Origin of the sequence: Pseudomonas sp. COW5 (genome assembly GCF_026240005.1) — a bacterium.
Taxonomy (GTDB): Bacteria; Pseudomonadota; Gammaproteobacteria; order Pseudomonadales; family Pseudomonadaceae; genus Aquipseudomonas; species Aquipseudomonas kribbensis.
This window is the reverse complement of the sequence record NZ_JAPHVP010000001.1, coordinates 2,690,185-2,713,512: the sequence shown is the minus strand read 5'-3', so window position 1 is coordinate 2,713,512 and position 23,328 is coordinate 2,690,185. Positions and strand designations below refer to the sequence as shown.

The window sequence follows — 23,328 nt, the reverse complement described above, 5'->3', positions numbered from 1 at the left end:
CTGTAGGTGAGTTGAGGCTAAAGGGACAAGTCGTGGATCAGTGACCGGGCGCCGTTTGCCGCCAGGCCTGGGAACGGCGCAGCAAGCCGCGCGAAGCCCACGCCAGCAGCAAGGACACGCCCGCCGAGGTGAACAGAATCAGGGTCGACATCGCCGCCGCGCCGCCGACGTTGCCGGCGTCATCCATGTTCAATACCGCCACCGCCGCGAGGATGGTGTCGGGGCTGTAGAGGAAGATCGCGGCGGAAACAGTGGTCATGGCCGAGACGAACAGGTAGCGCACGATATCCAGCAGCGCCGGCAGGCAGATCGGCACGGTGACCCGCAGGTAATGCCGGTACAGCGGCGCCTTGAGCGACAGCGCGGCGGCTTCGAACTCGGCGTCGAGTTGGCGCAACGCGGTGGTGGCGGTCATCTGCGCAGTGGTCAGATAGTGAGCAATGGTGCAGACGATCAGCAGGGTCATGGTCCCGTACAACACGTGCAGCGGGTTGCCGGTGAGGTTGAAGAAGAAGACGTAACCCAGACCCAGCACCAGCCCCGGCACCGCCATCGGTACGAAACTGAGCATGCGCAGTGTCAGATTGAGGCCGCGCTGGCTGCGGGTCTTTTCCATCAGGTAAGCGCCGGTGAAGATCAGCACGCTGCCGATCAACGCCGTGCCCAGCGCCATTTTCAGACTGTTGCCGTAGGCCAGCCAGCCACCGCCGGCGGTTTCGTTGAACTGATAGTGATTGAGCGACAGCGACAGGTTGTACGGCCAGAACTTCACCAGCGACGAGAACACCGCCATGCCGAACACCAGCAGCAACGCCGCGCTGATCAGCAGGACGATGGCCAGATAACAGGCGTCGCGCTTCTTCGACGGCGCCGGTTTGAACACCTGGGCGCGGCCGCTCATGGAGTCACCGTGCCGCCGACGCAACCAGGCATCGACACCGAAGCTGAACAGTGCCGGCAGCAGCAGAACCATGCCGATCAACGCGCCGCGACCGAATTGCTGCTGGCCGACCACCGCTTTGTAGGCTTCCAGCGCCAGCACTTGATAGTCGCCACCGACCACTACCGGCACACCGAAATCGGTGATGGTCAGGGTGAACACCAGACAGAATGCGGCGAACACAGCCTGGCGCGTCGCCGGCCAGGTGATACTGCGAAAGGCCTTCGCCGGACTGGCACCCATGCTCGACGCGGCGTCGAACAGTCGCGCATCCGCCAGCGACAGGGCTGACAGCAAAATCATCAAGGCGTGTGGGAAGGTGTAGATCACCTCACCCAGAACAATTCCCCAGAAACCGTAGATATTGTCCGACAGCAGCCCGCGCAACATGCCCTGATTGCCGAACAGATACACCAGCGCAATCCCCGGCAGCATCGACGGCGCCATCAGCGGCAGCAGCGAAATCCCGCGCCAGATGCCTTTTGCCGGAATCAACGTGCGCTGCAAGGCGTAGGCAAACAGGTAGGCCAGCGGTACGACGATCGCCGCCACGCTGAGGGAAACTTTCAGGCTGTTACCGAGCAGCCAGTGAAAATTGTCGCTGGTCACCAGCTCCTTCGCGGCGAGCCAGCCGCCGCCCTGCCCGGCTTCGCTGCTGAAGCCACGCCAGAAGATCGCCAGCAAAGGCAACAGCACCGCCACACCGAGCAACACCAGCAGCAGAAGTTTGCCGCCGAGGACGAAGATCCGGTCACCGACCTCGGCCCCGGATACCTGCCGCGCCTGCTTTTGCGGTAGCGGCAGTGCGAGGTTGCTGTTCATCAGGCAAACACCTGCAGGCTGCGTGGCGGCAAGGCGACCATGATCTGCTGGGCGCCGAGGCGCGGCATGGCTTCCGGCGCCAGTTCGGCGAGCAAGGCATGACCGGGCAATTGATCGAGTTCGAAGCTCATGCGGCAGCGGTTGCCGAGGAAAGTGATCTCGCGGACCTTGGCCGGGAACAGGTTTTCTTCGTGCACCAGCGGATTGACGTTGATCGCTTCCGGGCGGCAGAACAGCCGGCCCGACGGGCTGTGGACGCTGCCGTCGGCCAGACGCAGGTTCATCCCGCCGACCTTGGCGTGGCTGTCGCTGCTGCGCTGGAACGGCAGCCAGTTGCCCTGGCCGACGAACTCGGCCACGAACGGCGTGGCCGGGCGGTTGTAGATTTCCTGCGGGGTGGCGTATTGCTCGACCTTGCCGTTGTTCATCACGGCGATGCGGTCGGCCATCAGCATGGCTTCGTCCTGATTGTGGGTGACCATCAGCGTGGTGATGCCGAGGTTGCGCTGCAGCTGGCGCAGCTCGGTGCACAGATGCTCGCGGACCCGGGCATCGAGGGCCGACATCGGTTCGTCGAGCAACAGCAGCGACGGCGCCGGCGCCAAGGCACGGGCCAGCGCCACACGTTGTTGCTGGCCGCCGGACAACTGGCCCGGGTACTTTTTCTCACTGCCGCTGAGGCCGACCAGTTCCAGCATCTGACCAACGCGACGGCGTACTTCATCGCGACCACTGCCGGCGAGGCCGTAAGCAATGTTCGCTTCGACGGTCAGATTGGGGAACAGCGCGTAGGACTGGAACAGGATCCCGTAGTCCCGGGCCTGGGGCGCGAGGTGGGAAACATCGCGATCACCGAGGTACAACTCGCCGCTGTCCTGTTTTTCCAGACCGGCAATGCAACGCAGCAGCGTGGTCTTGCCGCAACCCGACGGGCCGAGCAGGCACACCAGCTCACCGGCCGCGACATCGAGGGAGACGTTATCCAGCGCCGTGAAGGCGCCGAAGCGCTTCTGCACGCCGCGCACTTTCATCGGTGCGCCGGGGTTGGTCAGGGCAGTTGCGATTGCAGGGTTCATGGACAGGCCTCATCAAGCAGATGAGACGAATCCTAGAGTTGTAATGCGTCGGTCATATGGCAACGAGGCAAAAACGACCGATAGTGGTATTGGCAGATTTGAGGTTATCCGTTGTCCCGGTTGCCGCCATCGCTAGCAGGCTAGCTCCCACAGGGGAGCCGGGTGCTAACAACATTTGTATTCACTGAAGATCCAGTGTGGGAGCTAGCCTGCTAGCGATGAGGCCTGAACAGGCACTGGAGATCTCAGGCCGGAGACATTTCCTGCGCCAGCCCGAGAAACGCCGCCGGCAACCGGGCGTTCTTGCGTTCCTTGAGGCAGTAGAGGTATTCGGGAATCTGCGGCGCATTCTCCAGGGTCAGCACCCGCAACTGCGGATCGTGCGGCACTTCCTGGCGGGCAATGATGCTGATGCCGATGTTGCGCAGCACCGCCTCGCGGATCGACTCGCGGCTACCGATCTCCAGCAACGGGCCGAAACTGACTCCTGCACCGGCCAGCAACTCTTCGGTCAGGCGACGGGTGGTCGAGCCCGGCTCGCGCATCAACAGGGTATGCCCGGCCAGCGCGCTCAGCGTCACATGGTCGTGCGCCGCCAGCGGATGATTGCGATGCACCGCCAGTACCAGCGGATCGCTGCCGAGCACCCGGCGGATCAGCCGCGCATCGTCGAGCAACTGCGACGACGCCGCGACATCCACCCGGTAGTCCTCCAGCGCTTCGAGCACTTGCTGTGAATTGCCGATTTCCACCGACACTTCCACCTGCGGCAGGCGCTCGCGGAAGGTCTTCACCAGATCGAGGATGTAATACGGTGCGGTGGCAGCAATGCGCAGCGTGCCCTGAACCTGGCCGCTGTTGCGCAGGAAGAACTCGATATCGGCCTCCTGCTGCAACAGCGCCTTGACCATCGGCAACAGCCGCGCGCCTTCATCGCTGACACTCAGGCGGCGGCCACCACGGTAGAACAGCTCCACCGAATACTGGCTTTCCAGATTGCGGATCTGGGTGGTCACGGTCGGTTGGCTGAGGCCGAGCTTTTTCGCCGCCAGCGTAATGCTGCCCAGACGGGCCACCATGTAAAACGCTTTCAGCTCGGCACTCAGCACAACTGTCCCTCTTCCTCTATTTGCGCAACAGGCGCAAACCGTTGAACACCACCAGCAGGCTCACGCCCATGTCGGCAAACACCGCCATCCACATGGTGGCGAGCCCGGCGAAGGTTACCCCAAGAAAGATAGCCTTGATCACCAAAGCCAACGCAATGTTCTGTTTCAGGATGCTGGCCGTGTTGCGGGACAGGCTGATGAACGCCGGAATCTTGCGCAGATCGTCGTCCATCAGGGCGACATCGGCGGTTTCAATCGCTGTATCGGTGCCGGCCGCCGCCATCGCAAAACCGATCTCGGCCCGAGCCAGTGCTGGCGCATCGTTGATGCCGTCGCCAACCATGCCGACCCGTCGGCCCTGCGCATACAGGTCTTCGATGGCTTGCAATTTGTCGGTCGGCAGCAGGTCGCCCTTGGCCTGATCGATGCCGACCTGCGCCGCAATCGCCTGCGCGGTGTGGACGTTGTCGCCGGTCAGCATCAGGGTTTTCACGCCCAGGTCGTGCAACTGGCGGATCGCCTCGCGGCTGGTTTCCTTGACGGTGTCGGCCACGGCGAACAGTGCCAGCGGGCCGGAGCTGTCGAGCAGCAACACCACGGACTTGCCCTGTTTCTCCAGCGCGAACAGTTTTTCTTCCAGTTGCGGCGAGCACAGGCCCAGTTCTTCCACCAGTCGGTGATTGCCCAAATGGTAGGCCTGACCGTTGACCTCACCTTTCACACCGCGCCCGGCCAGCGCTTCGAAGTTATCCACAACCAACGTGGCAAAACCTTTATCCACAGCGGCATTGGCGATGGCCAGCGACACCGGGTGATCGGAGCGCCCGGCCAGCGCGGCGGCAATGGCCGGGGCTGTGGCGTCGGCGGTCGGGTCGAGGGACAGGTAATCGGTCTGCACCGGTTTGCCGTGGGTGATGGTGCCGGTCTTGTCGAGGGCCAGATAGTCGAGCTTGAAACCACCCTCCAGATACACGCCGCCCTTGACCAGAATGCCTTTGCGCGCCGCTGCGGCGAGGCCGCTGACGATGGTCACCGGGGTGGAAATCACCAGTGCGCACGGGCAAGCGACCACCAGCAGCACCAGCGCGCGGTAGATCCAGTCGAACCACGCGGCGCCCATGAACAGCGGCGGAATGATCGCCACGGCCAGCGCCAGGACGAAGACCACCGGGGTGTAGATTTTCGAAAACTGATCGACGAAGCGCTGGGTCGGCGCCCGTGCGCCTTGCGCCTGTTCCACGGCGTGGATGATCCGCGCCAGGGTGGAATTGTTCGCCGCTGCGGTCACTGTGTATTCCAGCGAACCGGCCTGGTTGATGGTGCCCGCGAAGACTTTGTCACCGACGGTTTTTTCCACCGGCAGACTCTCGCCGGTAATTGGCGCCTGATCGATAGTCGAACTGCCGCTGACGACTTCACCGTCCAGCGCGATGCGCTCACCGGGTTTCACCCGCACGCGGGCGCCGAGATCGATGCTTTTCACATCCAGTTCGACCCAGTTGCCGTCCGCCTGCAACACAGTCGCCTGTTCTGGCGTCATCTGCATCAAACCGCTGATGGCGTTGCGTGCGCGATCCAGCGAGCGTGCTTCGATCAGCTCGGCCACGGTGAACAGGAACATCACCATCGCCGCTTCCGGCCACTGGCCGATCAACACCGCACCGGTCACGGCGATGCTCATCAGGGCGTTGATGTTGAGGTTGCGGTTCTTCAGGGCGATCCAGCCCTTCTTGTACGTGGTGAGGCCGCCGCTGAGGATCGAAATCAGCGCGATGATCGCCACCACCCAGGTCGGCGCGGCGCTGGTGAAGTGGATCACTTCGGCAGCGAGCGCACCGACGCCGGACAGCGCCAGTGGCCACCAGTGTTTTTTCACCGGGACGGCGGCCGGGGCATCAACGCCCGCCTCCAGCGGCTCGGCCTGCATGCCGAGGGATTTGATCGCGTCGATGATCGGCGCGGTGTCCGGCAGATTGTGGGTCACGCCGAGCACGCGGTTGATCAGGTTGAATTCCAGCTGCTGGATCCCGGCCAGTTTGCCGAGCTTGTTCTGGATCAGCGTCTGCTCGGTCGGGCAGTCCATTGCTTCGATGCGGAAACTGCTCAACCGGGCGTCGGCGCTCTTCGCCTCGCTCAGTTGAATCAGCGACGGGGCTGCGGCTTTCGATGCACAGCAGGAGTCAGCGCCGTGGTCATGTTTATGCACAGGCTGCAATTTGTGGCTGTGGTCGTGTCCCGCGTGGGATTTGTGGGTGTGCTGGGAATCGCTCATTGGTCGCGTCCATGAAGGTGCCTGTTGCCAAGTAAAGACCCTGTAGCCACTATAGGGTCAAGCACCCTTTTGGAGATTGCCGTCATGAAGATCGGAGAACTGGCGAAACAGACCGATTGCGCCGTGGAAACCATCCGCTACTACGAGCGCGAAAACCTGCTGCCGGAACCGGCCCGCAGCGACGGCAACTATCGCGTCTACACCCAGGCCCACGCCGAGCGCCTGACCTTCATCCGCAACTGCCGCACTCTCGACATGACCCTCGAAGAAATCCGCAGCCTGCTCGCCTTGCGCGACAGCCCGCAGGATCAGTGCGAAAGCGTGAATGCGCTGATCGACGAGCACATCCAGCACGTCAAGGCGCGGATCGACGGGTTACTGGCATTGCAGACGCAACTACTCGACCTGCGCCAGCGCTGTGGCGAGGGGCCGGAGGCGGATCAGTGCGGGATCCTGCAGCGGCTGGAAGTGAGTGGCGGGGTTGTGGCGACGGAGGTCGAGCATTCGCATGTGGGCCGCAGTCACGGCCATTGATACTTACTCAGAACCAAATGTGGGAGCGGGCTTGCTCGCGAAAGCGGTGTATCAGCCAACATCTCTATCGACTCAAACACTGCCTTCGCGAGCAAGCCCGCTCTCACAGGGGTTTTGCGTATTGCTCGTCAGACCGCCATCGGCGCGGTCATCGGCGCATGGTGCTCGTAGCCTTCCAGCGAGAAGTCGCCCGGCTCTACCAGCTCCAGCCATTCCGGCTGGTAAACACCGGTCTTAGCAAACTCCGGCACGCGATCCGAAATCTTCAGCTTCGGCATGGCGAACGGCTCGCGCTTGAGCTGTTCGTTGAGCATGTCGAGGTGGTTTTCGTAGACGTGGGCGTCACCGATGAAATAGGTGAACCAGCGCGGCGTGTAGCCGGTCAGGCGACCGATCAGGCTCAGCAGCGCGGCGCCTTCGGTGAGGTTGAACGGTGTGCCCAGACCCAGGTCGTTGGAGCGGATGTAGAGGGTCAGAGAAATCTCTTTGGTCTCGACATTCGGGTGGAACTGATACAGCAGATGGCACGGCGGCAGGGCCATTTCATCGAGCTGGGCGCAATTCCAGCCGTGGAACAGGATGCGGCGGCTGCCCGGGTCCTTGATGATCGTGTCGACGCACTGGCGCACCTGGTCGATGGCTTTGTACAGCACCACGTAGGCCTGGCCGTCTTCTTCGCCCTGGGCAATCTGCTTGTAGCCGTTGCTCAGGGTTTGTTCGATGGCGGCGGTGTTGCTCAGCGGGATCTGCTTGTACGCCGGCCATTTGCGCCATTGCACACCGTAGATTTCGCCGAGGTCGTCTTCGCCCTGGCGGAACGGGTTGGCCAGCCACTGGGCGTTTTCGTTGGCGTTCTGATCCCAGACCTTGCAGCCCAGCGCACGGAATTCGGCGGCGTTGTTCACGCCACGCAGAAAGCCGCACATCTCGCCGATGGCCGACTTGAAGGCCATCTTGCGGGTGGTGATCGCCGGGAAACCTTCCTGCAGATCGAAGCGCAGCATGGCGCCCGGAAAGCTGATGGTGTTCACGCCGGTACGGTTGGCCTGTTTGGTGCCGTTGTTGATGACGTGCGACACCAGATCGAGATATTGCTTCATGAGTTACCTGTGTCCTTGAACCCCGGCCAACTGCGCCGGGGTTCGAATATTTAAGCTGTCGGTGCAACCGGCGCCGACGGGGCACGGCGGTAGGCCAGCCAGATCAGGAACAGCCCGCCGATGATCATCGGTACGCAGAGGATCTGGCCCATGGTCAGCCAGTTCCAGGCCAGGTAGCCCAGCTGCGCATCCGGCACGCGGACGAATTCGACGATGAAACGGAAGATGCCATAGAACAGCGCGAACATGCCCGAGACCGCCATGGTTGGACGCGGCTTGCGCGAGAACAGCCAGAGAATCAGGAACAGTGCCACGCCTTCGAGCGCGAACTGATACAGCTGCGACGGGTGACGCGGCAGTTGCGCCGGGTCGCTGAACGGCGGGAACACCATGGCCCACGGCACGTCGGTGGCCTTGCCCCACAGCTCGGCGTTGATGAAATTGCCGATACGCCCGGCGCCCAGACCGATCGGCACCATCGGCGCGACGAAGTCCATCAGCTGGAAGAACGACTTGCCGTTACGCTTGCCGAACCACAACGCCGCCAGCATCACGCCGATGAAGCCGCCGTGGAACGACATGCCGCCCTTCCACACTTCGAAAATCAGCGTCGGGTTGGCGATGTAGGCGCTCAGATCGTAGAACAGCACATAGCCCAGTCGCCCGCCGACAATCACCCCCATCGACAGCCAGAACACCAGGTCGGAGAGTTTCTCCTTGGTCCAGGTCGGGTCGAAACGGTTGAGCCGGCGCGACGCCAGCAGCCACGCACCGCCGATGCCGACCAGATACATCAGGCCGTACCAATGGATTTTCAGCGGACCGATGGCCAGGGCCACCGGGTCGATCTGCGGGTAAGGCAGCATTGCGACTCCTCGTTAGAGTTCAAATCTTCAAAATTCCCGGGCGACGCTGCCACCTCAGGATTAAGCCAGGATTGTGGCCTGCTCGGAACAGACGCCTCAGAACAGAAAGCTCAGCCCCACGCAGAACAGCAAAGCGGCGAACAGCCGTTTCAGCAACTTCGGCGACAACTTGTGCGCCAGCCGCGCGCCGATCCGGGCGAACACCATGCTGGTCAGCGCAATGCCCAGCAGCGCCGGCAGATACACAAACCCGAGACTATGGGCCGGCAGCAACGGATCATGCCAGCCCAGAATCATGAAACTTATTGCACTTGCCAAAGCGATCGGCAGGCCACAGGCCGACGAAGTCGCCACGGCCTGCTGCATCGGCACGCTGCGCCAGGTCAGGAACGGCACGGTCAGCGAGCCGCCGCCAATGCCGAAAATCGCCGACGCCCAGCCGATCACACTGCCGGCCACGGTCAAACCGAGTTTGCCCGGCACCGTTCGGCTGGCCTTGGGTTTGACGTCCAGCGCCAACTGCGCCGCGATCACCAGGGCGAACACACCGATGATCTTCTGCAAGTTGGGCCCGGAGATCGCTTCAGCGGTCAGCGCGCCGAAACCGGCACCCAGCAGGATCCCGACGGTCATCCAGGCGAAAATCGGCCAGCGCACCGCCCCGCGCCGATGATGTTCACGCACGGCATTGACCGAGGTGAAGATGATCGTCGCCAGCGACGTGCCGACGGCCAGGTGGGTCAGGATCGACGGATCGAAGCCCTGCAAGGTGAAACTGAACACCAGCACCGGGACGATGATGATCCCGCCGCCAACCCCGAACAGCCCCGCCAGTACGCCTGCACAGGCACCCAGCGCCAGATAGAGCAGAAATTCCATGACTGCCTCCAGAGGCGCATCCCAAAACCGGAGCGGCATGGTAACGGATGCATGGCCTTCGGCTCCACTGGCGATGGATGCACGGACGATGTCTGCGTAGAGTGGGCAAAAAACACACAAGGACCACCTTATGTGCCTGATCGTTTTCGCCTGGCGGCCGGGGCATGCCCAGCCGCTGATCGTCGCGGCCAACCGTGACGAATTCTACGCCCGGCCCAGCCTGCCGCTGGCCCAGTGGCCCGAGTCGCCGCACGTCCATGCCGGACGGGATCTGGAGGCCGGCGGCACCTGGCTCGGCCTCGGCGCCAACGGCCGCTTTGCCGCGCTGACCAACATCCGCGATCCGCATCAGCCTCCGGCCCGGCGCTCCCGGGGTGAACTGGTGGCGGGGTTTCTGACCGGAAACCTGTCGATCGATGACTATCTGTCCGACGTTGTCGCCCGTTCTCCGGAGTATGCCGGGTTCAATCTGCTGCTGGGCAATGCCCACGAGATGTGGCATTTCAACGCCCGTTCTTCGGAACCGGTGATGTTGCAGCCGGGCCTCTACGGGCTTTCAAACGCGGGACTGGATACACCGTGGCCGAAACTGCTCAAGGCCAAGGCGGCATTGAGTGCGGTGCTGGATGATCCACAACCCGAGCAGTTGCTCGCGCTGCTGGGGGATGCGCAAACGGCGCCGTTTGCCGAGCTGCCGGATACCGGCGTGGGGCTGGCGACAGAGTCGTTGCTGTCGAGTGTGTTTATTGCCAGCCAGAGTTACGGAACCCGGGCATGTACGGCGCTGATCGTGCAGGCGGACGGGACGCGGCGGATGGTGGAGCGCAGCTTCGGGCCGTACGGCGGGCATCTGGGGGAAGTGGAGATCAATCTTTGAAAATCGCAGCCCGAAGGCTGCGATCTTCTGTTCAGAGCGGTTTGACCATCCGTGATAACCCGAGACTCTTCAGCGCCAGTTGCAGCGAGCTGTGGATAACTTGCGGGTTGTCGATGGTCATCAGTTCCGCCAGCAGATCCTTCGCCTTGCTCAGGTTGATCTGACGCAGCATCCACTTCACCTTCGGCAAGTTGGTGGCGTTCATCGACAGGCTGTCGAAGCCCATCGCCATCAACAGCACCGCTGCCGCCGGGTCACCGGCCATCTCGCCGCAGATGCTCACCGGCTTGCCTTCGGCATGGGCGTCACGCACGACGATCTGCAAGGCTTGCAGCACCGCCGGGTGCAGATAGTCGTAGAGATCGGCCACGCGCGGGTTGTTGCGGTCCACGGCCAGCAGATACTGGGTGAGGTCGTTGGAACCCACCGACAGGAAATCCACCATCCGCGCCAGTTCTCTGGTCTGGTAGACCGCCGCCGGAATCTCGATCATCACGCCCACCGGCGGCATCGGCACATCGGTGCCTTCGTCGCGCACTTCGCCCCAGGCCCGGTGGATCAGGTGCAACGCCTCTTCGAGCTCATGGATGCCGGAGATCATCGGCAACAGGATCCGCAGGTTGTTCAGGCCTTCGCTGGCCTTGAGCATCGCACGGGTCTGCACCAGGAAGATTTCCGGGTGGTCGAGGGTGACGCGGATCCCGCGCCAGCCAAGGAACGGGTTGTCTTCCTTGATCGGGAAGTACGACAGCGCCTTGTCACCGCCGATGTCCAGCGTACGCATGGTCACCGGTTGCGGGTGAAACGCGGCGAGCTGCTCGCGGTAGATCGCCAGCTGTTCCTTCTCGCTCGGGAAGCGCTGGTTGATCATGAACGGCACTTCGGTGCGGTACAGACCGACACCTTCGGCCCCACGCTTCTGCGCCCGCGCCACGTCCGCCAGCAGGCCGGTGTTGACCCACAGCGGCATGCGGTGACCGTCGAGGGTCACGCACGGCAAGTCGCGCAGGGTATCGAGGCCCAGCGCCAGTTGCTTCTCTTCTTCCACCACGTCGGCGAATTGCTTGATCAGCACTTCGCTCGGGTTGGTGTAGATTTCGCCCTTGATCCCGTCGACGATCATCGGGATGCCATCGACCTTGGCGTACGGCAAATCGACGACACCCATCACCGTCGGAATACCCATGGCCCGGGCCAGGATCGCGACGTGGGAGTTACCCGAACCCAGTACCGAGACCAGCCCCACCAGCTTGCCTTCCGGCACTTCACCGAGCTGGGTGGCGGTCAGCTCTTCACTGACCAGAATGGTGTTGTCGGGGAAAACCATGTTGGTCGTGCGGTCTTCCTGCAGGTAGGCCAGCAGACGGCGACCGAGGTCACGCACATCCGACGCCCGCTCACGCAGGTATTCATCGTCCATCAATTCGAAACGATTGACGTGGTCGGTCACCACCTGACGCAGTGCGCCCTGGGCCCACTGCCCCGTCTTGATCACGGTTTTGACTTCGTTACCAAGGGACGCGTCATCGAGCATCATCTGGTACACGTCGAACAACGCGCGTTCTTCGGGACGCAACTGGGTGGCCAGTTTGGTCGACAGGTTGCGCATGTCGGCGCGCACGCCTTCAAGCGCCTTCTTGAACAGTTTTATTTCGGCATCGATGTCGTCGACAGTCTTGTCCGGCACAACATCGAGGTCCGCCGGCGGCAGCATGACCACCGCCGTACCGACCGCCGCACCTGGCGAGCCCGGCACGCCGACGAACTTGGCTTCCTGGATGCCCTTGCCCTGACGGCCCAGGCCACGGATCGACCCGGTGGCCTCGGCGTGGGCGATTACACCGGCGAGCTGCGCGCTCATGGTCACGAGGAAGGCTTCTTCACCTTCATCGAACTGGCGGCGTTCTTTCTGCTGGATGACCAACACGCCGACGACGCGGCGGTGGTGGATGATCGGCGCCCCGAGGAACGAGGCGTAGCGCTCCTCGCCCGTTTCGGCGAAGTAGCGGTAGCGCGGGTGATCCGCGGCATTTTCGAGGTTCAGGGGTTCTTCACGCGTGCCGACCAGGCCGACCAGACCTTCGTTGGGTGCCATGCTGACCTTGCCGATCGAGCGCTTGTTCAAGCCCTCGGTGGCCATCAGGACGAAGCGGTTGGTCTCGGGATCAAGCAGATAGACCGAGCAGACCTGGCTGCCCATGGCCTCTTTGACGCGCAACACAATAATCCCCAACGCCGCCTTGAGATCCTTGGCGGAGTTAACTTCCTGGACGATCTTGCGCAGCGTATTGAGCATGGCTCGGGGTCGAACTCCGTCGTCAGTCGCGCGCTAAAAGGCGCGGGGCAAGCTCTTTGAGAGCGCGGCGATACACCTCGCGCTTGAATGTCACCACCTGGCCCAGCGGATACCAATAGCTGACCCAGCGCCAGCCATCGAACTCCGGTTTACCGGTCAAATCCATCCGCACCCGCTGCTCGTTGGAGATCAGGCGCAGGAGAAACCACTTCTGTTTCTGGCCGATGCACAGCGGTTGGCTGTGGGTTCGCACCAGACGTTGCGGCAAACGATAGCGCAACCAGCCCCGGGTACAGGCGAGAATTTCAACATCTTCGCGTTCCAGGCCCACTTCTTCGTTCAACTCGCGGTACAAGGCGTCTTCCGGCGTCTCCTCGGGATTGATTCCTCCCTGTGGAAACTGCCAGGCATCTTGATTGATACGGCGAGCCCATAGCACCTGTCCGGCGTCATTCGTCAGAATGATCCCGACATTAGGACGGAAACCATCGGGGTCGATCACGGCAACAACCTCGCAAACGCATGTCGCCGCATTGTTCCACAAAGCTTGTGAAGGCGGCAACGAAGGTTCCGAGCTTATGTGCACTCTTGTGAAAAGACCGTATTCTTGTGGCCTTTTTACTGACTTTTCAGCGGGTAACTGCAATGCGCCTGGCTTTATTCGATTTGGACAACACCCTTCTGGGCGGCGACAGCGATCACGCCTGGGGCGACTATCTGTGTGAACGCGGCTTCCTCGACCCGATCGCCTACAAGGCGCGCAACGACGAGTTCTACCAGGATTACCTGGCGGGCAAACTGGATAACGCCGCGTACCTGAACTTCTGTCTGGAAATCCTCGGCCGCACCGACATGGCCGTGCTCGAGCAATGGCACAGCGACTTCATGCGCGACTGCATCGAGCCACTGATGCTGCCAAAAGCGGTCGAGCTGCTGAAAAAGCACCGCGACGCCGGCGACAAACTGGTGATCATCACCGCCACCAACCGTTTCGTGACCGCGCCGATTGCCGTGCGCCTGGGCGTTGAAACCCTGATCGCCACCGAGTGCGAGATGCAGGACGGCCGCTACACCGGGCGCAGCACCGACGTGCCTTGCTTCCGCGAAGGCAAGGTGACGCGCCTGAACCGCTGGCTGGAAGAGACCGGGCATTCGCTGGAAGACAGCTACTTCTACAGCGACTCGATGAATGACTTGCCGCTGCTGGAGCAGGTGGTGAACCCGGTCGCTGTTGATCCGGATCCGAATCTGCGGGCCGAAGCCGAGAAACGTGGCTGGTCGGTCATCTCGCTGCGCGATTGATGTCGAGGTGGGGTGCCGGGCCTTAAACCGGTTTGGCGCCCATCAACCCGGCAATCGCCACAAAGCAGACAAAACTGAACAACGCCAGGGCAAAGCTGAACCTGCCGACGCCGCCCGGCGTCTTGCGCAAGCGGTTCAAGCGCACCAGCAGCCAGAACCACGCCAGCGCCGCCACGGTATACAGCACGCTGGAGGCCAGTATCCACGTCTGCCCCAGCGGCCAGCCCACCAGATGCACCATCCACCAGCCGGTGAACGGCATGCTCAGCAGCGCCAGGCCCATCAGCAGCCAGACAAACACCCGTGGCCGCTGCAAGGTGCGGCTGCCCGCCGTCGCATCACCCTTGCGCCGGGCCAGTAAAACCCAGACGCCCAGCCCCAGCGCACTCGCCAGCAAAACCACGGTGGCGACCATGTGCGCCGTTTTCAGGGCAGTTAACGTTTCCATTGTCGAATTTCCTTATGGCCTGCCCATCAGCGTAGCCGCTCAGCCAAGAAACAGCTGATAGGCCGGGTTGTCGCTTTCGTCCCAGTACGGGTAGCCGATTTCCGCCAGCGCAGCGGGAACCAGATGTCGCTCGTCGTGAGGCACTTGCAGGCCGGCGACCACACGACCGTCCGCCGCACCGTGGTTGCGGTAGTGGAACATCGAGATGTTCCAGCGCCCGCCGAGCTTGTTGAGGAAGTTGAACAGTGCGCCCGGACGCTCCGGGAACTCGAAGCGCAGCACCACTTCATCGACCACCTGCGCCGCACGCCCGCCGACCATGTGGCGGATGTGCAGCTTGGCCAGTTCGTTGTCGGTGAGGTCGAGCACCGGGAACCCCTGCTCGGTCAGGCTCGCCAGCAGCGCGCTGCGCGGATCGTTTTCCGGGTGAGTCTGCACGCCGACGAAGATGTGCGCTTCGCTGCCGGTGTTGTAGCGATAGTTGAATTCAGTGATCTGGCGCTTGCCGATGGCTTCGCAGAACGCCTTGAAGCTGCCGGCCTTTTCCGGGATGGTCACGGCGATGATCGCTTCGCGGCCTTCACCCAGCTCGGCGCGCTCGGCGACGTGGCGCAAGCGGTCGAAGTTGACGTTGGCGCCGGAATCGATGGCGACGAAAGTCTTGCCGCTGACGCCGCGCTGTTCGACGTACTTCTTGATCCCCGCCACGCCCAGGGCGCCGGCCGGTTCGGTGATCGAACGGGTGTCGTCGTAGATGTCCTTGATCGCTGCGCAGATCTCGTCGGTGCTGACAGTGATCACTTCATCGACGTAATCCTTGCAGATATCGAAGGTGTGCTGACCGATCTGCGCCACCGCCACGCCGTCGGCGAAGATGCCCACGGTCGGCAGTACCACGCGTTCGCCCGCCGCCATCGCTGCCTGCAGGCAGTTGGAGTCGTCGGGCTCGACGCCGATGACCTTGATGTCCGGCCGCAGGTATTTCACGTAAGCCGCAATGCCGGCGATCAGGCCGCCGCCGCCCACCGGCACGAAGATCGCGTCCAGCGGCTGCGGGTGCTGGCGCAGGATTTCCATCGCCACGGTGCCCTGCCCGGCAATGGTGTGCGGATCGTCGTACGGGTGGATGTAGACGTAGCCTTTTTCATCGACCAGTTTCAGCGAGTAGGCCAGGGCTTCCGGGAACGAATCCCCGTGCAGCACCACTTTGCCGCCACGGGAGCGCACGCCTTCGACCTTGATCTCCGGGGTGGTCTTGGGCATCACGATGGTCGCCTTCACACCCAGCACTTTCGCCGCCAGGGCCAGGCCCTGCGCATGGTTGCCCGCCGACGCGGTGACCACGCCACGGGCGCGTTCTTCGTCGCTCAACTGGGTCAGCTTGTTGTAGGCGCCGCGAATCTTGAACGAGAACACCGGCTGCAAGTCTTCGCGCTTGAGCCAGATGTCGTTGCCCAGCCGCTCGGAGAGCTGGCGAGCGTTCTGCAGCGGGGTTTCTACGGCAACGTCATAAACGCGCGAGGTGAGGATCTTCTTGACGTACTGTTCGAGCATCGGAAAGCATCACTGAGCGGGTTGGGCAGGGCCAACGAGTCTAACCCGGCTTTCGGGCGCACGACCACACGAATCCAGAGGTTTTAGCCCGGCTTGAGGCTATAATGCCGGCCTTTCCGTTCTTACCTTGCCCGCTTCCGGAGCCCGCATGACCCAGGATCAACTCAAACAGGCCGTGGCCCAGGCCGCCGTCGACTTCATCCTTCCGAAACTCGACGACAAGAGCATCGTTGGCGTCGGCACCGGCTCCACCGCCAACTGCTTCATCGACGCCCTCGCCCGGCACAAGGGTGCGTTCGATGGCGCGGTCGCCAGCTCCGAAGCCACCGCCGCGCGCCTCAAGGGCCACGGGATTCCGGTGTACGAACTGAACACCGTCAGCGACCTGGAGTTCTACATCGACGGCGCCGACGAAAGCGACGAACACCTGAACCTGATCAAGGGCGGCGGCGCAGCCCTGACCCGCGAGAAGATCGTCGCGGCCGTGGCCAAGACCTTCATCTGCATCGCCGACGGCAGCAAACTGGTGCCGGTGCTCGGCGCGTTCCCGCTGCCGGTGGAAGTGATCCCGATGGCGCGCAGCCACGTCGCCCGCCAACTGGTGAAGCTGGGCGGCGACCCGGTCTACCGCGAAGGCGTGCTGACCGACAACGGCAACATCATCCTCGACGTGCACAACCTGCAGATCACCAACCCGGTGGAGCTGGAAGCGCAGATCAATGCGATCGTCGGCGTGGTCACCAACGGCCTGTTCGCGGCGCGTCCTGCGGATCTGCTGTTGCTGGGCACCAGCGAAGGTGTGAAGACCCTGAAGGCTGAGTAAGCCAGCCTGCCCACAACTTTATGGGCAGATGAAAAAACCTGTGGGAGCTAGCTTGCTAGCGATAGCGGTGTGTCAGTCGACTTGTTTGGCGACTGATCCTCCCTCATCGCGAGCAAGCTCGCTCCCACAGTGTTTTGTGGTGTTGGTTAATTCTGCGCAGGCTTTCTGAAGACATAAAACAGATTCGGCTCGCTCACCAGATACAACGTCCCGTCGTCATCCATCGCGATGCCTTCCGCCTGCGGCACGGTTTTCTTCAGCCCTTGCCGGCCACCGCTCAACGACATCGTGCTCATCGGGCGCCCGTCCACATCCAGTTCCAGAATCAGCCGCGACTCGTCCGACAGCGCCAGCAGATGGCCGCTGCGTTCGTCGTATTGCAGGCTCGACAGGTCACGCACGAACATCCCGGCGTCGCGCTTGGGGTTGTTGATCACATGCACTGCGTAAGACTTTTCCGGGTTGAAGTGCGGAAAGCCGTGCACTTCGTAAATCAGCATCGGGTCGCGCTCCTTGGCCACGAACAGACGCTTGCCCACCGAGTCGTAAGCCAGGCCTTCAAACCCTTTATTACCGCTCATGTGCACGCCGAGCGTCATCTGCTCGGCGTCCGCCGCATCGAGGAACGTGGTGTCGTGCTCCAGATGGATTTTGATCAGACGCTGCTGACGCTCGTCGCTGATGACGTAGGTATCGGCGTTGATGAACTCCACCGCTTCCGCATCGCCGAAGCCGATCAACGCGACACGGCGCAGGATCTGTCCCTCCAGCGATAACTCGATCAGCTCGGCATTCTTGTTGGTGACGGTGAACAGGCTCTTGCGCACCGGATCGTAGGTCAGCGCGGAGACGTCATCGTTCAGCCCCTCGATGACCCGGGCCTCGATGTCCACCCGGTACTGATCCAGATTGATGGCTTCAATACTGTGGGGCTGCCAGTGACTTTGCAGGTTGAACCAGGCGCGCTCGAACAGGCGCAGGTATTGGCCGATCGCAATCAGTGCGATCAGGGCAATCACCGAAAGGATGATCAGAAGTGGCTTGGGACGGGCAAATCGACGCATGCGGACAGGGCTCGGGATCAAAACAGGCGGATGAAATATCACGCCTGTCTGAATCGAAGCTTAAAGGCCACTTGCCCGGAACGACAACCTTGGTGCGGCGGGCTGGTTATTTCTGCTTTTCGAAGCGGTAGAACAGGTTCGGTTCGCTGACCATGTACAGCGTGCCCTGCTCGTCCATGGTCACGCCTTCGGCGCGGGGAATGGTTTTCTTCAGACCGTTGAAACCGCCGAGCAGGGTCATGAAGCTGACTTGCTCGCCCTTCTCGTCCAGCTCCAGCAGCAGGTGCGAGTCGGCGGACAGCACCAGGGTATGCCCGGTACGCGGATCGACTGCCAGCGCCGAGAGGTTGCGGATGTCCAGATCGTCGTTCGGCAGTTTCTGCTTGTCGCCGGTGAGGGTCTGGCTGCCGTCGCTTTTCCAGGTGAACAGCGCCGGTGGCCGCTCTTCGCCCAGCAACAACTGTTGATTGCGCGGGTCCCAGGCAATCGCTTCAAAGGCCTTGTTCTGGTCCTTCGACGGGCCGAGGTCGTATTTCGGGAAATCGTCGCGCTTCAGTTCGCGGGTCGTGGTATCGACCTTGACGATGGACAGCATGTGCTCTCGCTCATCGACAATCGCCACCAGACCATTGCCCAGCACGGTCACACCTTCCGGGTTGCTCCAGCCCACCAGCGGCATCTTGCGCAGCACGTCGCCCTGCAAGGTCAGCTCGACCAGGAACGGGTTCTTGCCCATCACCGAAAACAGGGTCTTGGACTGCGGGTCGTAGGACAGGTCCGAAGCCTCGTCCTTTTCCATACCCGGCAACAGTTTGGCGTCGATCACCACCCGATAGTCCGGCAGCCAGACACTTTCCTTGCGCTCGGTCGGGCTTTCAAAGCGCTCGCGCACCCAGAGCAGGCCGCGGTCATCCCAATGCATGGCATGCGCCAGACCGTAAGCGGCAGCGACCACCAGCAACAGCCAGTAATACCAGCGTAGGGCGAAACGTGAACGACGGGCAGGGTTGAGCTGAGTTTGAGATGACATCAGAGGACGCGTTCCGAAAATTCAGGCTATGGGTAATAGCACAAAGAGGCCGGCTCAGACGCCAGGATGACCGGAATTATCCGGACAAGATGTGAAAAAAACGGCAAATGGCCGGATTGCCCTGCGTCTTTGCAGGCTCGATCACAAAACAAAAAAACGGGAGGTTGCCGGCTTGAACTTTCAACTCAAACCGGCGACCTCCCGCTCGGGAACGCGATGCCCGGATCAGCGCACGCTGCTGGTGAAGCGACTGGCGCCCGGCAGTTCCAGCACGATGTCATCGCCGACGTTCAACGGCCCCACGCCCACCGGCGTGCCGGTGAGGATCACATCACCGGCCTGCAGCGAGAAGCAACCGGCCATATGCTGGATCATCGGCACGATCGGGTTGAGCATCGCGCTGCTGTTGCCGTCCTGGCGCACTTCGCCATTGATGGTCAGGCGGATGCCGATGTCGGTCAGGTCGGCAAAGGTGCTGCCGGCCACGAACGGTGCGATCACCGCCGCGCCGTCGAACGACTTGGCGATTTCCCACGGCAGCCCCTTGGACTTGAGCTCGGCCTGCTTGTCGCGCAGGGTCAGATCCAGTGCCGGGGCGAAACCGGAGATCGCGTCCAGCACTTCTTCACGACTCGGTTTGGTCGACAGCGGTTTGCCGATCAACACGGCGATTTCCGCTTCGTAATGCACGGAGCCGCGTTCGGTCGGAATGCTGAAACCGCCTTCCAGCGGCACCACGCAACTGCCCGGCTTGATGAACAGCAGCGGCTCGGTAGGGACCGGGTTGTCCAGTTCCTTGGCGTGTTCGGCGTAATTACGACCGATGCACACCACTTTCCCCAGCGGAAAATGAATCCGCGTACCGTCGACATACTGGTGCTGATAGCTCATTACCGACTCCTGCCTTCATTGATTCATCAGGGATTGCCAATCAAACCGCGAAGATCTTGCCCGGGTTCATGATGCCGTTCGGGTCGAACACCGCCTTGACCGCTTTCATATATTCGATTTCCACCGGCGAGCGGCTGTAGGTCAAGTAGTCGCGCTTGGTCATGCCCACACCGTGTTCGGCGGAGATCGAACCGTTGTACTTCTCGACGGTTTCGAACACCCACTTGTTGACGGTGGCGCACTTGGCGAAAAACTCGTCCTTGCTCAGGTTGTCCGGCTTGAGAATGTTCAGGTGCAGGTTGCCGTCGCCGATGTGGCCGAACCAGACGATTTCGAAATCCGGATAGTGTTTGCCGACGATCGCGTCGATTTTCCGCAGGAACGCCGGGACTTTCGAGACGGTGACCGAAATGTCGTTCTTGTACGGCGTCCAGTGGGAGATGGTTTCGGAGATGTACTCGCGCAACTTCCACAGGTTCTGCAACTGGGTTTCGCTCTGGCTCATCACGCCGTCCAGCACCCAGCCCTGCTCCACGCAATGCTCGAAGGTTTCCAGGGCGCTGTTGGCCACTTCTTCGGTGGTCGCTTCGAATTCCAGCAAGGCGTAGAACGGGCAGTCGGTCTCGAACGGTGCCGGGACATCGCCACGGCCCATGACCTTGGCCAGCGCCTTGTCGGAGAAGAATTCGAACGCGGTCAGGTCGAGTTTGCCCTGGAAGGCGTGCAGCACCGGCATGATCGAGTCGAAATCGGCGGTGCCGAGAACCATCGCGGTCAGGTTTTTCGGTGCACGATCCAGACGCATGGTGGCTTCGACCACGAAACCGAGGGTACCTTCGGCGCCGATGAACAGCTGCCGCAGGTCATAACCGGTGGCGTTCTTGATCAGGTCCTTGTTCAGTTCCAGCACGTCGCCCTTGCCGGTGACCACTTTCATGCCCGCCACCCAGTTGCGGGTCATGCCGTAGCGAATGACCTTGATCCCGCCGGCATTGGTGCCGATATTGCCGCCAATCTGGCTGGAACCGGCGGAAGCGAAGTCCACCGGGTAGTACAGGTGATGTTCTTCGGCCGCGTTCTGCAGCTGCTCGGTGACCACGCCTGGCTGGCACACGGCGGTGCGGTCGGTGAGGTTGATGTCGAGAATCTGGTTCATGTAGTCGAACGAGACAACCACTTCGCCATTGGCGGCGACGGCAGCGGCGGAAAGACCGGTGCGCCCGCCCGATGGCACCAGCGCCACTTTATGTTCGTTGGCCCAGCGGACGATGGCCTGCACTTGCTCGATGGTCTTGGGGAACACGATGGCGCTCGGCGCCGGGGCGAAGTGCTTGGTCCAATCCTTGCCGTACGCGTTCAGGGAGTCGGCATCGGTCAGGACCTTGCCAGGCTCGACCAGGGTCTTCAGTTCATCAATCAGGGCAGGATTGGTCATCGACAGAACTCTCGAACAATTCATGGTCATCCTGAGAACGCTTCACGTCGCAGGAATGAGTGATTAGCGGGGCGGCTATGCTAGCATACCGACCCCGCAGGCCAGTGCCCAACGGCGGTTCTGCGGTGACGGCTTTCTTGTCGTCAAGGTCAATGTCTGTTGACCATTTCCTGCCATTTTTCTCCGGGATACAGGTTTACGCAGATGAGCAAGACTTCTCTCGATAAGAGCAAGATCAAGTTCCTTCTTCTCGAAGGCGTCCACCAATCGGCTGTCGACGTCCTCAAGGCGGCGGGCTACACCAGCATCGAATACCTGACTGGCTCCCTGCCGGAAGACCAGCTCAAGGAAAAGATCGCTGACGCTCACTTCATCGGCATTCGTTCGCGCACCCAACTGACCGAAGAGATCTTCGATCACGCGAAGAAGCTGGTGGCAGTCGGCTGTTTCTGCATCGGCACCAACCAGGTCGACCTGGAAGCGGCCCGCGAGCGCGGCATCGCCGTGTTCAACGCACCGTACTCCAACACCCGCTCCGTGGCCGAGCTGGTGCTGGCCGAAGCGATCCTGCTGCTGCGCGGCATCCCTGAGAAAAACGCTTCCTGCCACCGTGGCGGCTGGATCAAGTCCGCAGCCAACTCCTTCGAGATCCGTGGCAAGAAACTGGGCATCGTCGGCTACGGCTCGATCGGTACTCAGCTGTCGGTCCTGGCTGAAGGCCTGGGCATGCAGGTGTTCTTCTACGACACCGTGACCAAGCTGCCGCTGGGCAACGCGACCCAGGTCGGCAACCTGCACGAGCTGCTGGGCATGTCCGACATCGTCACCCTGCACGTTCCGGAAACCGCTGCGACCCAGTGGATGATCGGCGAGAAGGAAATCCGCGCCATCAAGAAGGGCGGCATCCTGATCAACGCGGCACGCGGCACCGTGGTCGAGCTGGATCACCTGGCCGCTGCGATCAAGGACAAGCACCTGATCGGCGCCGCCATCGACGTGTTCCCGGTCGAACCGCGCTCCAACGACGAAGAGTTCGAAAGCCCGCTGCGTGGCCTGGACAACGTGATCCTGACTCCGCACATCGGTGGTTCCACCGCTGAAGCGCAGGCCAACATCGGTCTGGAAGTGGCAGAGAAACTGGTCAAGTACAGCGACAACGGTACCTCGGTATCGTCGGTGAACTTCCCGGAAGTGGCCCTGCCGGCTCACCCTGGCAAGCACCGTCTGCTGCACATCCACGAGAACATCCCGGGTGTGATGAGCGAGATCAACAAGGTCTTCGCCGAAAACGGCATCAACATCTCCGGTCAGTTCCTGCAGACCAACGAAAAGGTCGGCTACGTGGTGATCGACGTCGACGCCGAGTACTCGGAGCTGGCGCAAGAGAAGCTGCAACACGTCAACGGCACCATCCGTAGCCGCGTGTTGTTCTGATCCGGCGCTGAGCCACAAAAAAGGGAGCCCCTCGGGGCTCCCTTTTTCATGCCGGTGGAAAAATCATTCCACGGTGATGGTGATTTTCTTCGAGACCACGGGTGGATCGAAAGCCATGTGGTTCTTGTCGCCCAGCTCCAGCTGCAGGGTGTGCTTGCCTGGCGCCAGTTTGATCTCGGCGAAGGTCTGGGCCTTGCCGAAATGCATGTGGTTGGCGTCGGTCGGCACCACTGCGCCGGCCGGAACGATTTCCTTGGCGTCGATCAGCAGATGGTGGTGACCGGTATTCGGCGTGGCATCACCGGCCGGTGCCAGCGCGACATCCTTGGTGCCGAACTTGACGGTGAAGGTCTGCGAAACCTTTGCTCCGTCTTCGGGAGAAACGATGAACACTTCGGCCCCCTTCGGCGCCGGCGTGGCCGCACTGGCCAGCACCGAAACGCCCATCAGCAAACCAGCCAAAGCAGCACGTGACATGAATGTTTTCATTCTCTTCTCCAGTTTTTCCGTAAAATCCGCGCGGTCATGACAACTTCATGACCATTCGTTGTCGAAGGCACTCGACAACCATAGCAA

General features: G+C 61.8%; 21 protein-coding genes. 5 read left to right on the top strand and 16 right to left on the bottom strand.

Annotation, left to right across the window (positions count from 1 at the left end; all coding sequences use genetic code 11):
* Positions 1 to 37: 37 nt before the first annotated feature.
* From OQ248_RS12310 to OQ248_RS12295, 4 genes are all read right to left on the bottom strand, one after another.
* On the bottom strand, positions 38 to 1,762 hold the full coding sequence (locus OQ248_RS12310) for a putative 2-aminoethylphosphonate ABC transporter permease subunit (RefSeq protein WP_119427510.1): 1,725 nt from the start codon (positions 1,760 to 1,762) through the stop codon (positions 38 to 40).
* Positions 1,762 to 2,838: a putative 2-aminoethylphosphonate ABC transporter ATP-binding protein gene (locus tag OQ248_RS12305; RefSeq protein WP_085709030.1), complete on the bottom strand. Its 1,077-nt coding sequence runs from the start codon at positions 2,836 to 2,838 to the stop codon at positions 1,762 to 1,764. Before OQ248_RS12305 ends, OQ248_RS12310 begins: the two co-directional genes overlap by 1 nt.
* Before the next feature lie 245 nt (positions 2,839 to 3,083).
* On the bottom strand, positions 3,084 to 3,947 hold the full coding sequence (locus tag OQ248_RS12300) for a LysR family transcriptional regulator (RefSeq protein WP_102619666.1): 864 nt from the start codon (positions 3,945 to 3,947) through the stop codon (positions 3,084 to 3,086).
* A gap of 16 nt (positions 3,948 to 3,963) precedes the next feature.
* Entirely contained in the window at positions 3,964 to 6,219 is a 2,256-nt protein-coding gene (locus OQ248_RS12295; RefSeq protein WP_265812957.1) for a heavy metal translocating P-type ATPase, read from the bottom strand.
* Positions 6,220 to 6,303: 84 nt separating this feature from the next.
* Here OQ248_RS12295 and cadR point away from each other — a divergent pair, with 84 nt between their 5' ends.
* Positions 6,304 to 6,753, top strand: a complete 450-nt coding sequence (gene cadR / locus OQ248_RS12290) for a Cd(II)/Pb(II)-responsive transcriptional regulator (RefSeq protein ID WP_064600182.1) — start codon at positions 6,304 to 6,306, stop codon at positions 6,751 to 6,753.
* Between the two features lie 128 nt (positions 6,754 to 6,881).
* Here cadR and OQ248_RS12285 read toward each other — a convergent pair whose 3' ends face one another.
* From OQ248_RS12285 to OQ248_RS12275, 3 genes are all read right to left on the bottom strand, one after another.
* On the bottom strand, positions 6,882 to 7,853 hold the full coding sequence (locus OQ248_RS12285) for a thymidylate synthase (RefSeq protein WP_114886153.1): 972 nt from the start codon (positions 7,851 to 7,853) through the stop codon (positions 6,882 to 6,884).
* 50 nt (positions 7,854 to 7,903) lie between these two features.
* Complete coding sequence (gene lgt, locus OQ248_RS12280; RefSeq protein WP_065258902.1) at positions 7,904 to 8,719, bottom strand: prolipoprotein diacylglyceryl transferase; 816 nt, start codon at positions 8,717 to 8,719, stop codon at positions 7,904 to 7,906.
* 96 nt (positions 8,720 to 8,815) lie between these two features.
* Positions 8,816 to 9,598 (bottom strand): sulfite exporter TauE/SafE family protein, encoded by a 783-nt coding sequence (locus OQ248_RS12275; RefSeq protein ID WP_085709026.1) that lies wholly within the window; start codon positions 9,596 to 9,598, stop codon positions 8,816 to 8,818.
* 130 nt (positions 9,599 to 9,728) lie between these two features.
* On the opposite strand from OQ248_RS12275, the gene OQ248_RS12270 reads away from it, so the two are divergent.
* On the top strand, positions 9,729 to 10,475 hold the full coding sequence (locus OQ248_RS12270) for an NRDE family protein (protein WP_265812956.1): 747 nt from the start codon (positions 9,729 to 9,731) through the stop codon (positions 10,473 to 10,475).
* Positions 10,476 to 10,506: 31 nt separating this feature from the next.
* On the opposite strand, the gene ptsP is transcribed toward OQ248_RS12270, so the two are convergent.
* Positions 10,507 to 12,771 carry a phosphoenolpyruvate--protein phosphotransferase gene (gene ptsP, locus OQ248_RS12265; protein WP_114886157.1) on the bottom strand — a complete coding sequence of 755 codons (2,265 nt, stop codon included), beginning with the start codon at positions 12,769 to 12,771 and terminating at the stop codon, positions 10,507 to 10,509.
* A 22-nt stretch (positions 12,772 to 12,793) separates the two neighbouring features.
* Complete coding sequence (locus tag OQ248_RS12260; protein ID WP_003229203.1) at positions 12,794 to 13,273, bottom strand: RNA pyrophosphohydrolase; 480 nt, start codon at positions 13,271 to 13,273, stop codon at positions 12,794 to 12,796.
* 143 nt (positions 13,274 to 13,416) lie between these two features.
* Here OQ248_RS12260 and OQ248_RS12255 point away from each other — a divergent pair, with 143 nt between their 5' ends.
* Positions 13,417 to 14,073, top strand: a complete 657-nt coding sequence (locus OQ248_RS12255) for an HAD family hydrolase (RefSeq protein ID WP_085709023.1) — start codon at positions 13,417 to 13,419, stop codon at positions 14,071 to 14,073.
* 22 nt (positions 14,074 to 14,095) lie between these two features.
* On the opposite strand, the gene OQ248_RS12250 is transcribed toward OQ248_RS12255, so the two are convergent.
* Together OQ248_RS12250 and ilvA are read right to left on the bottom strand one after the other, a co-directional pair.
* The gene (locus OQ248_RS12250) at positions 14,096 to 14,521 is read right to left on the bottom strand and encodes a DUF2269 domain-containing protein (protein ID WP_119427503.1); all 426 of its coding nucleotides are present in this window, start codon (positions 14,519 to 14,521) and stop codon (positions 14,096 to 14,098) included.
* A 39-nt stretch (positions 14,522 to 14,560) separates the two neighbouring features.
* Positions 14,561 to 16,075: a threonine ammonia-lyase, biosynthetic gene (gene ilvA / locus OQ248_RS12245; protein WP_248739900.1), complete on the bottom strand. Its 1,515-nt coding sequence runs from the start codon at positions 16,073 to 16,075 to the stop codon at positions 14,561 to 14,563.
* A 148-nt stretch (positions 16,076 to 16,223) separates the two neighbouring features.
* On the opposite strand from ilvA, the gene rpiA reads away from it, so the two are divergent.
* Positions 16,224 to 16,898: a ribose-5-phosphate isomerase RpiA gene (rpiA, locus tag OQ248_RS12240; protein WP_265812955.1), complete on the top strand. Its 675-nt coding sequence runs from the start codon at positions 16,224 to 16,226 to the stop codon at positions 16,896 to 16,898.
* Positions 16,899 to 17,044: 146 nt separating this feature from the next.
* On the opposite strand, the gene OQ248_RS12235 is transcribed toward rpiA, so the two are convergent.
* From OQ248_RS12235 to OQ248_RS12220, 4 genes are all read right to left on the bottom strand, one after another.
* The gene (locus OQ248_RS12235) at positions 17,045 to 17,962 is read right to left on the bottom strand and encodes an SdiA-regulated domain-containing protein (RefSeq protein ID WP_265812954.1); all 918 of its coding nucleotides are present in this window, start codon (positions 17,960 to 17,962) and stop codon (positions 17,045 to 17,047) included.
* Between the two features lie 106 nt (positions 17,963 to 18,068).
* Positions 18,069 to 18,992 (bottom strand): SdiA-regulated domain-containing protein, encoded by a 924-nt coding sequence (locus OQ248_RS12230; RefSeq protein WP_265812953.1) that lies wholly within the window; start codon positions 18,990 to 18,992, stop codon positions 18,069 to 18,071.
* Between the two features lie 225 nt (positions 18,993 to 19,217).
* Positions 19,218 to 19,883 carry a fumarylacetoacetate hydrolase family protein gene (locus OQ248_RS12225; protein ID WP_085709017.1) on the bottom strand — a complete coding sequence of 222 codons (666 nt, stop codon included), beginning with the start codon at positions 19,881 to 19,883 and terminating at the stop codon, positions 19,218 to 19,220.
* A gap of 40 nt (positions 19,884 to 19,923) precedes the next feature.
* A complete protein-coding gene (locus OQ248_RS12220) occupies positions 19,924 to 21,318 on the bottom strand; it encodes an FAD-binding oxidoreductase (RefSeq protein ID WP_265812952.1) in 1,395 nt (464 codons plus the stop codon).
* A 204-nt stretch (positions 21,319 to 21,522) separates the two neighbouring features.
* Here OQ248_RS12220 and serA point away from each other — a divergent pair, with 204 nt between their 5' ends.
* Positions 21,523 to 22,752, top strand: a complete 1,230-nt coding sequence (gene serA, locus OQ248_RS12215; protein ID WP_085709015.1) for a phosphoglycerate dehydrogenase — start codon at positions 21,523 to 21,525, stop codon at positions 22,750 to 22,752.
* Positions 22,753 to 22,815: 63 nt separating this feature from the next.
* On the opposite strand, the gene OQ248_RS12210 is transcribed toward serA, so the two are convergent.
* Positions 22,816 to 23,241 (bottom strand): DUF4399 domain-containing protein, encoded by a 426-nt coding sequence (locus OQ248_RS12210; RefSeq protein ID WP_085709014.1) that lies wholly within the window; start codon positions 23,239 to 23,241, stop codon positions 22,816 to 22,818.
* Positions 23,242 to 23,328: the final 87 nt, after the last annotated feature.

Bases quoted from the DNA above. Each gene is read 5' to 3' on its own strand.
- OQ248_RS12255 (WP_085709023.1), top strand. From the start codon at position 13,417: ATGCGCCTGGCTTTATTCGATTTGGACAACACCCTTCTGGGCGGCGAC.
- ilvA (WP_248739900.1), bottom strand. From the start codon at position 16,075: ATGCTCGAACAGTACGTCAAGAAGATCCTCACCTCGCGCGTTTATGAC.
- serA (WP_085709015.1), top strand. From the start codon at position 21,523: ATGAGCAAGACTTCTCTCGATAAGAGCAAGATCAAGTTCCTTCTTCTC.
- OQ248_RS12285 (WP_114886153.1), bottom strand. From the start codon at position 7,853: ATGAAGCAATATCTCGATCTGGTGTCGCACGTCATCAACAACGGCACC.
- lgt (WP_065258902.1), bottom strand. From the start codon at position 8,719: ATGCTGCCTTACCCGCAGATCGACCCGGTGGCCCTGGCCATCGGTCCG.
- OQ248_RS12225 (WP_085709017.1), bottom strand. From the start codon at position 19,883: ATGAGCTATCAGCACCAGTATGTCGACGGTACGCGGATTCATTTTCCG.
- OQ248_RS12210 (WP_085709014.1), bottom strand. From the start codon at position 23,241: ATGAAAACATTCATGTCACGTGCTGCTTTGGCTGGTTTGCTGATGGGC.
- OQ248_RS12295 (WP_265812957.1), bottom strand. From the start codon at position 6,219: ATGAGCGATTCCCAGCACACCCACAAATCCCACGCGGGACACGACCAC.
- OQ248_RS12275 (WP_085709026.1), bottom strand. From the start codon at position 9,598: ATGGAATTTCTGCTCTATCTGGCGCTGGGTGCCTGTGCAGGCGTACTG.
- OQ248_RS12250 (WP_119427503.1), bottom strand. From the start codon at position 14,521: ATGGAAACGTTAACTGCCCTGAAAACGGCGCACATGGTCGCCACCGTG.
- OQ248_RS12220 (WP_265812952.1), bottom strand. From the start codon at position 21,318: ATGACCAATCCTGCCCTGATTGATGAACTGAAGACCCTGGTCGAGCCT.
- OQ248_RS12235 (WP_265812954.1), bottom strand. From the start codon at position 17,962: ATGCGTCGATTTGCCCGTCCCAAGCCACTTCTGATCATCCTTTCGGTG.
- OQ248_RS12305 (WP_085709030.1), bottom strand. From the start codon at position 2,838: ATGAACCCTGCAATCGCAACTGCCCTGACCAACCCCGGCGCACCGATG.
- ptsP (WP_114886157.1), bottom strand. From the start codon at position 12,771: ATGCTCAATACGCTGCGCAAGATCGTCCAGGAAGTTAACTCCGCCAAG.
- OQ248_RS12310 (WP_119427510.1), bottom strand. From the start codon at position 1,762: ATGAACAGCAACCTCGCACTGCCGCTACCGCAAAAGCAGGCGCGGCAG.
- cadR (WP_064600182.1), top strand. From the start codon at position 6,304: ATGAAGATCGGAGAACTGGCGAAACAGACCGATTGCGCCGTGGAAACC.
- OQ248_RS12270 (WP_265812956.1), top strand. From the start codon at position 9,729: ATGTGCCTGATCGTTTTCGCCTGGCGGCCGGGGCATGCCCAGCCGCTG.
- rpiA (WP_265812955.1), top strand. From the start codon at position 16,224: ATGACCCAGGATCAACTCAAACAGGCCGTGGCCCAGGCCGCCGTCGAC.
- OQ248_RS12230 (WP_265812953.1), bottom strand. From the start codon at position 18,992: ATGTCATCTCAAACTCAGCTCAACCCTGCCCGTCGTTCACGTTTCGCC.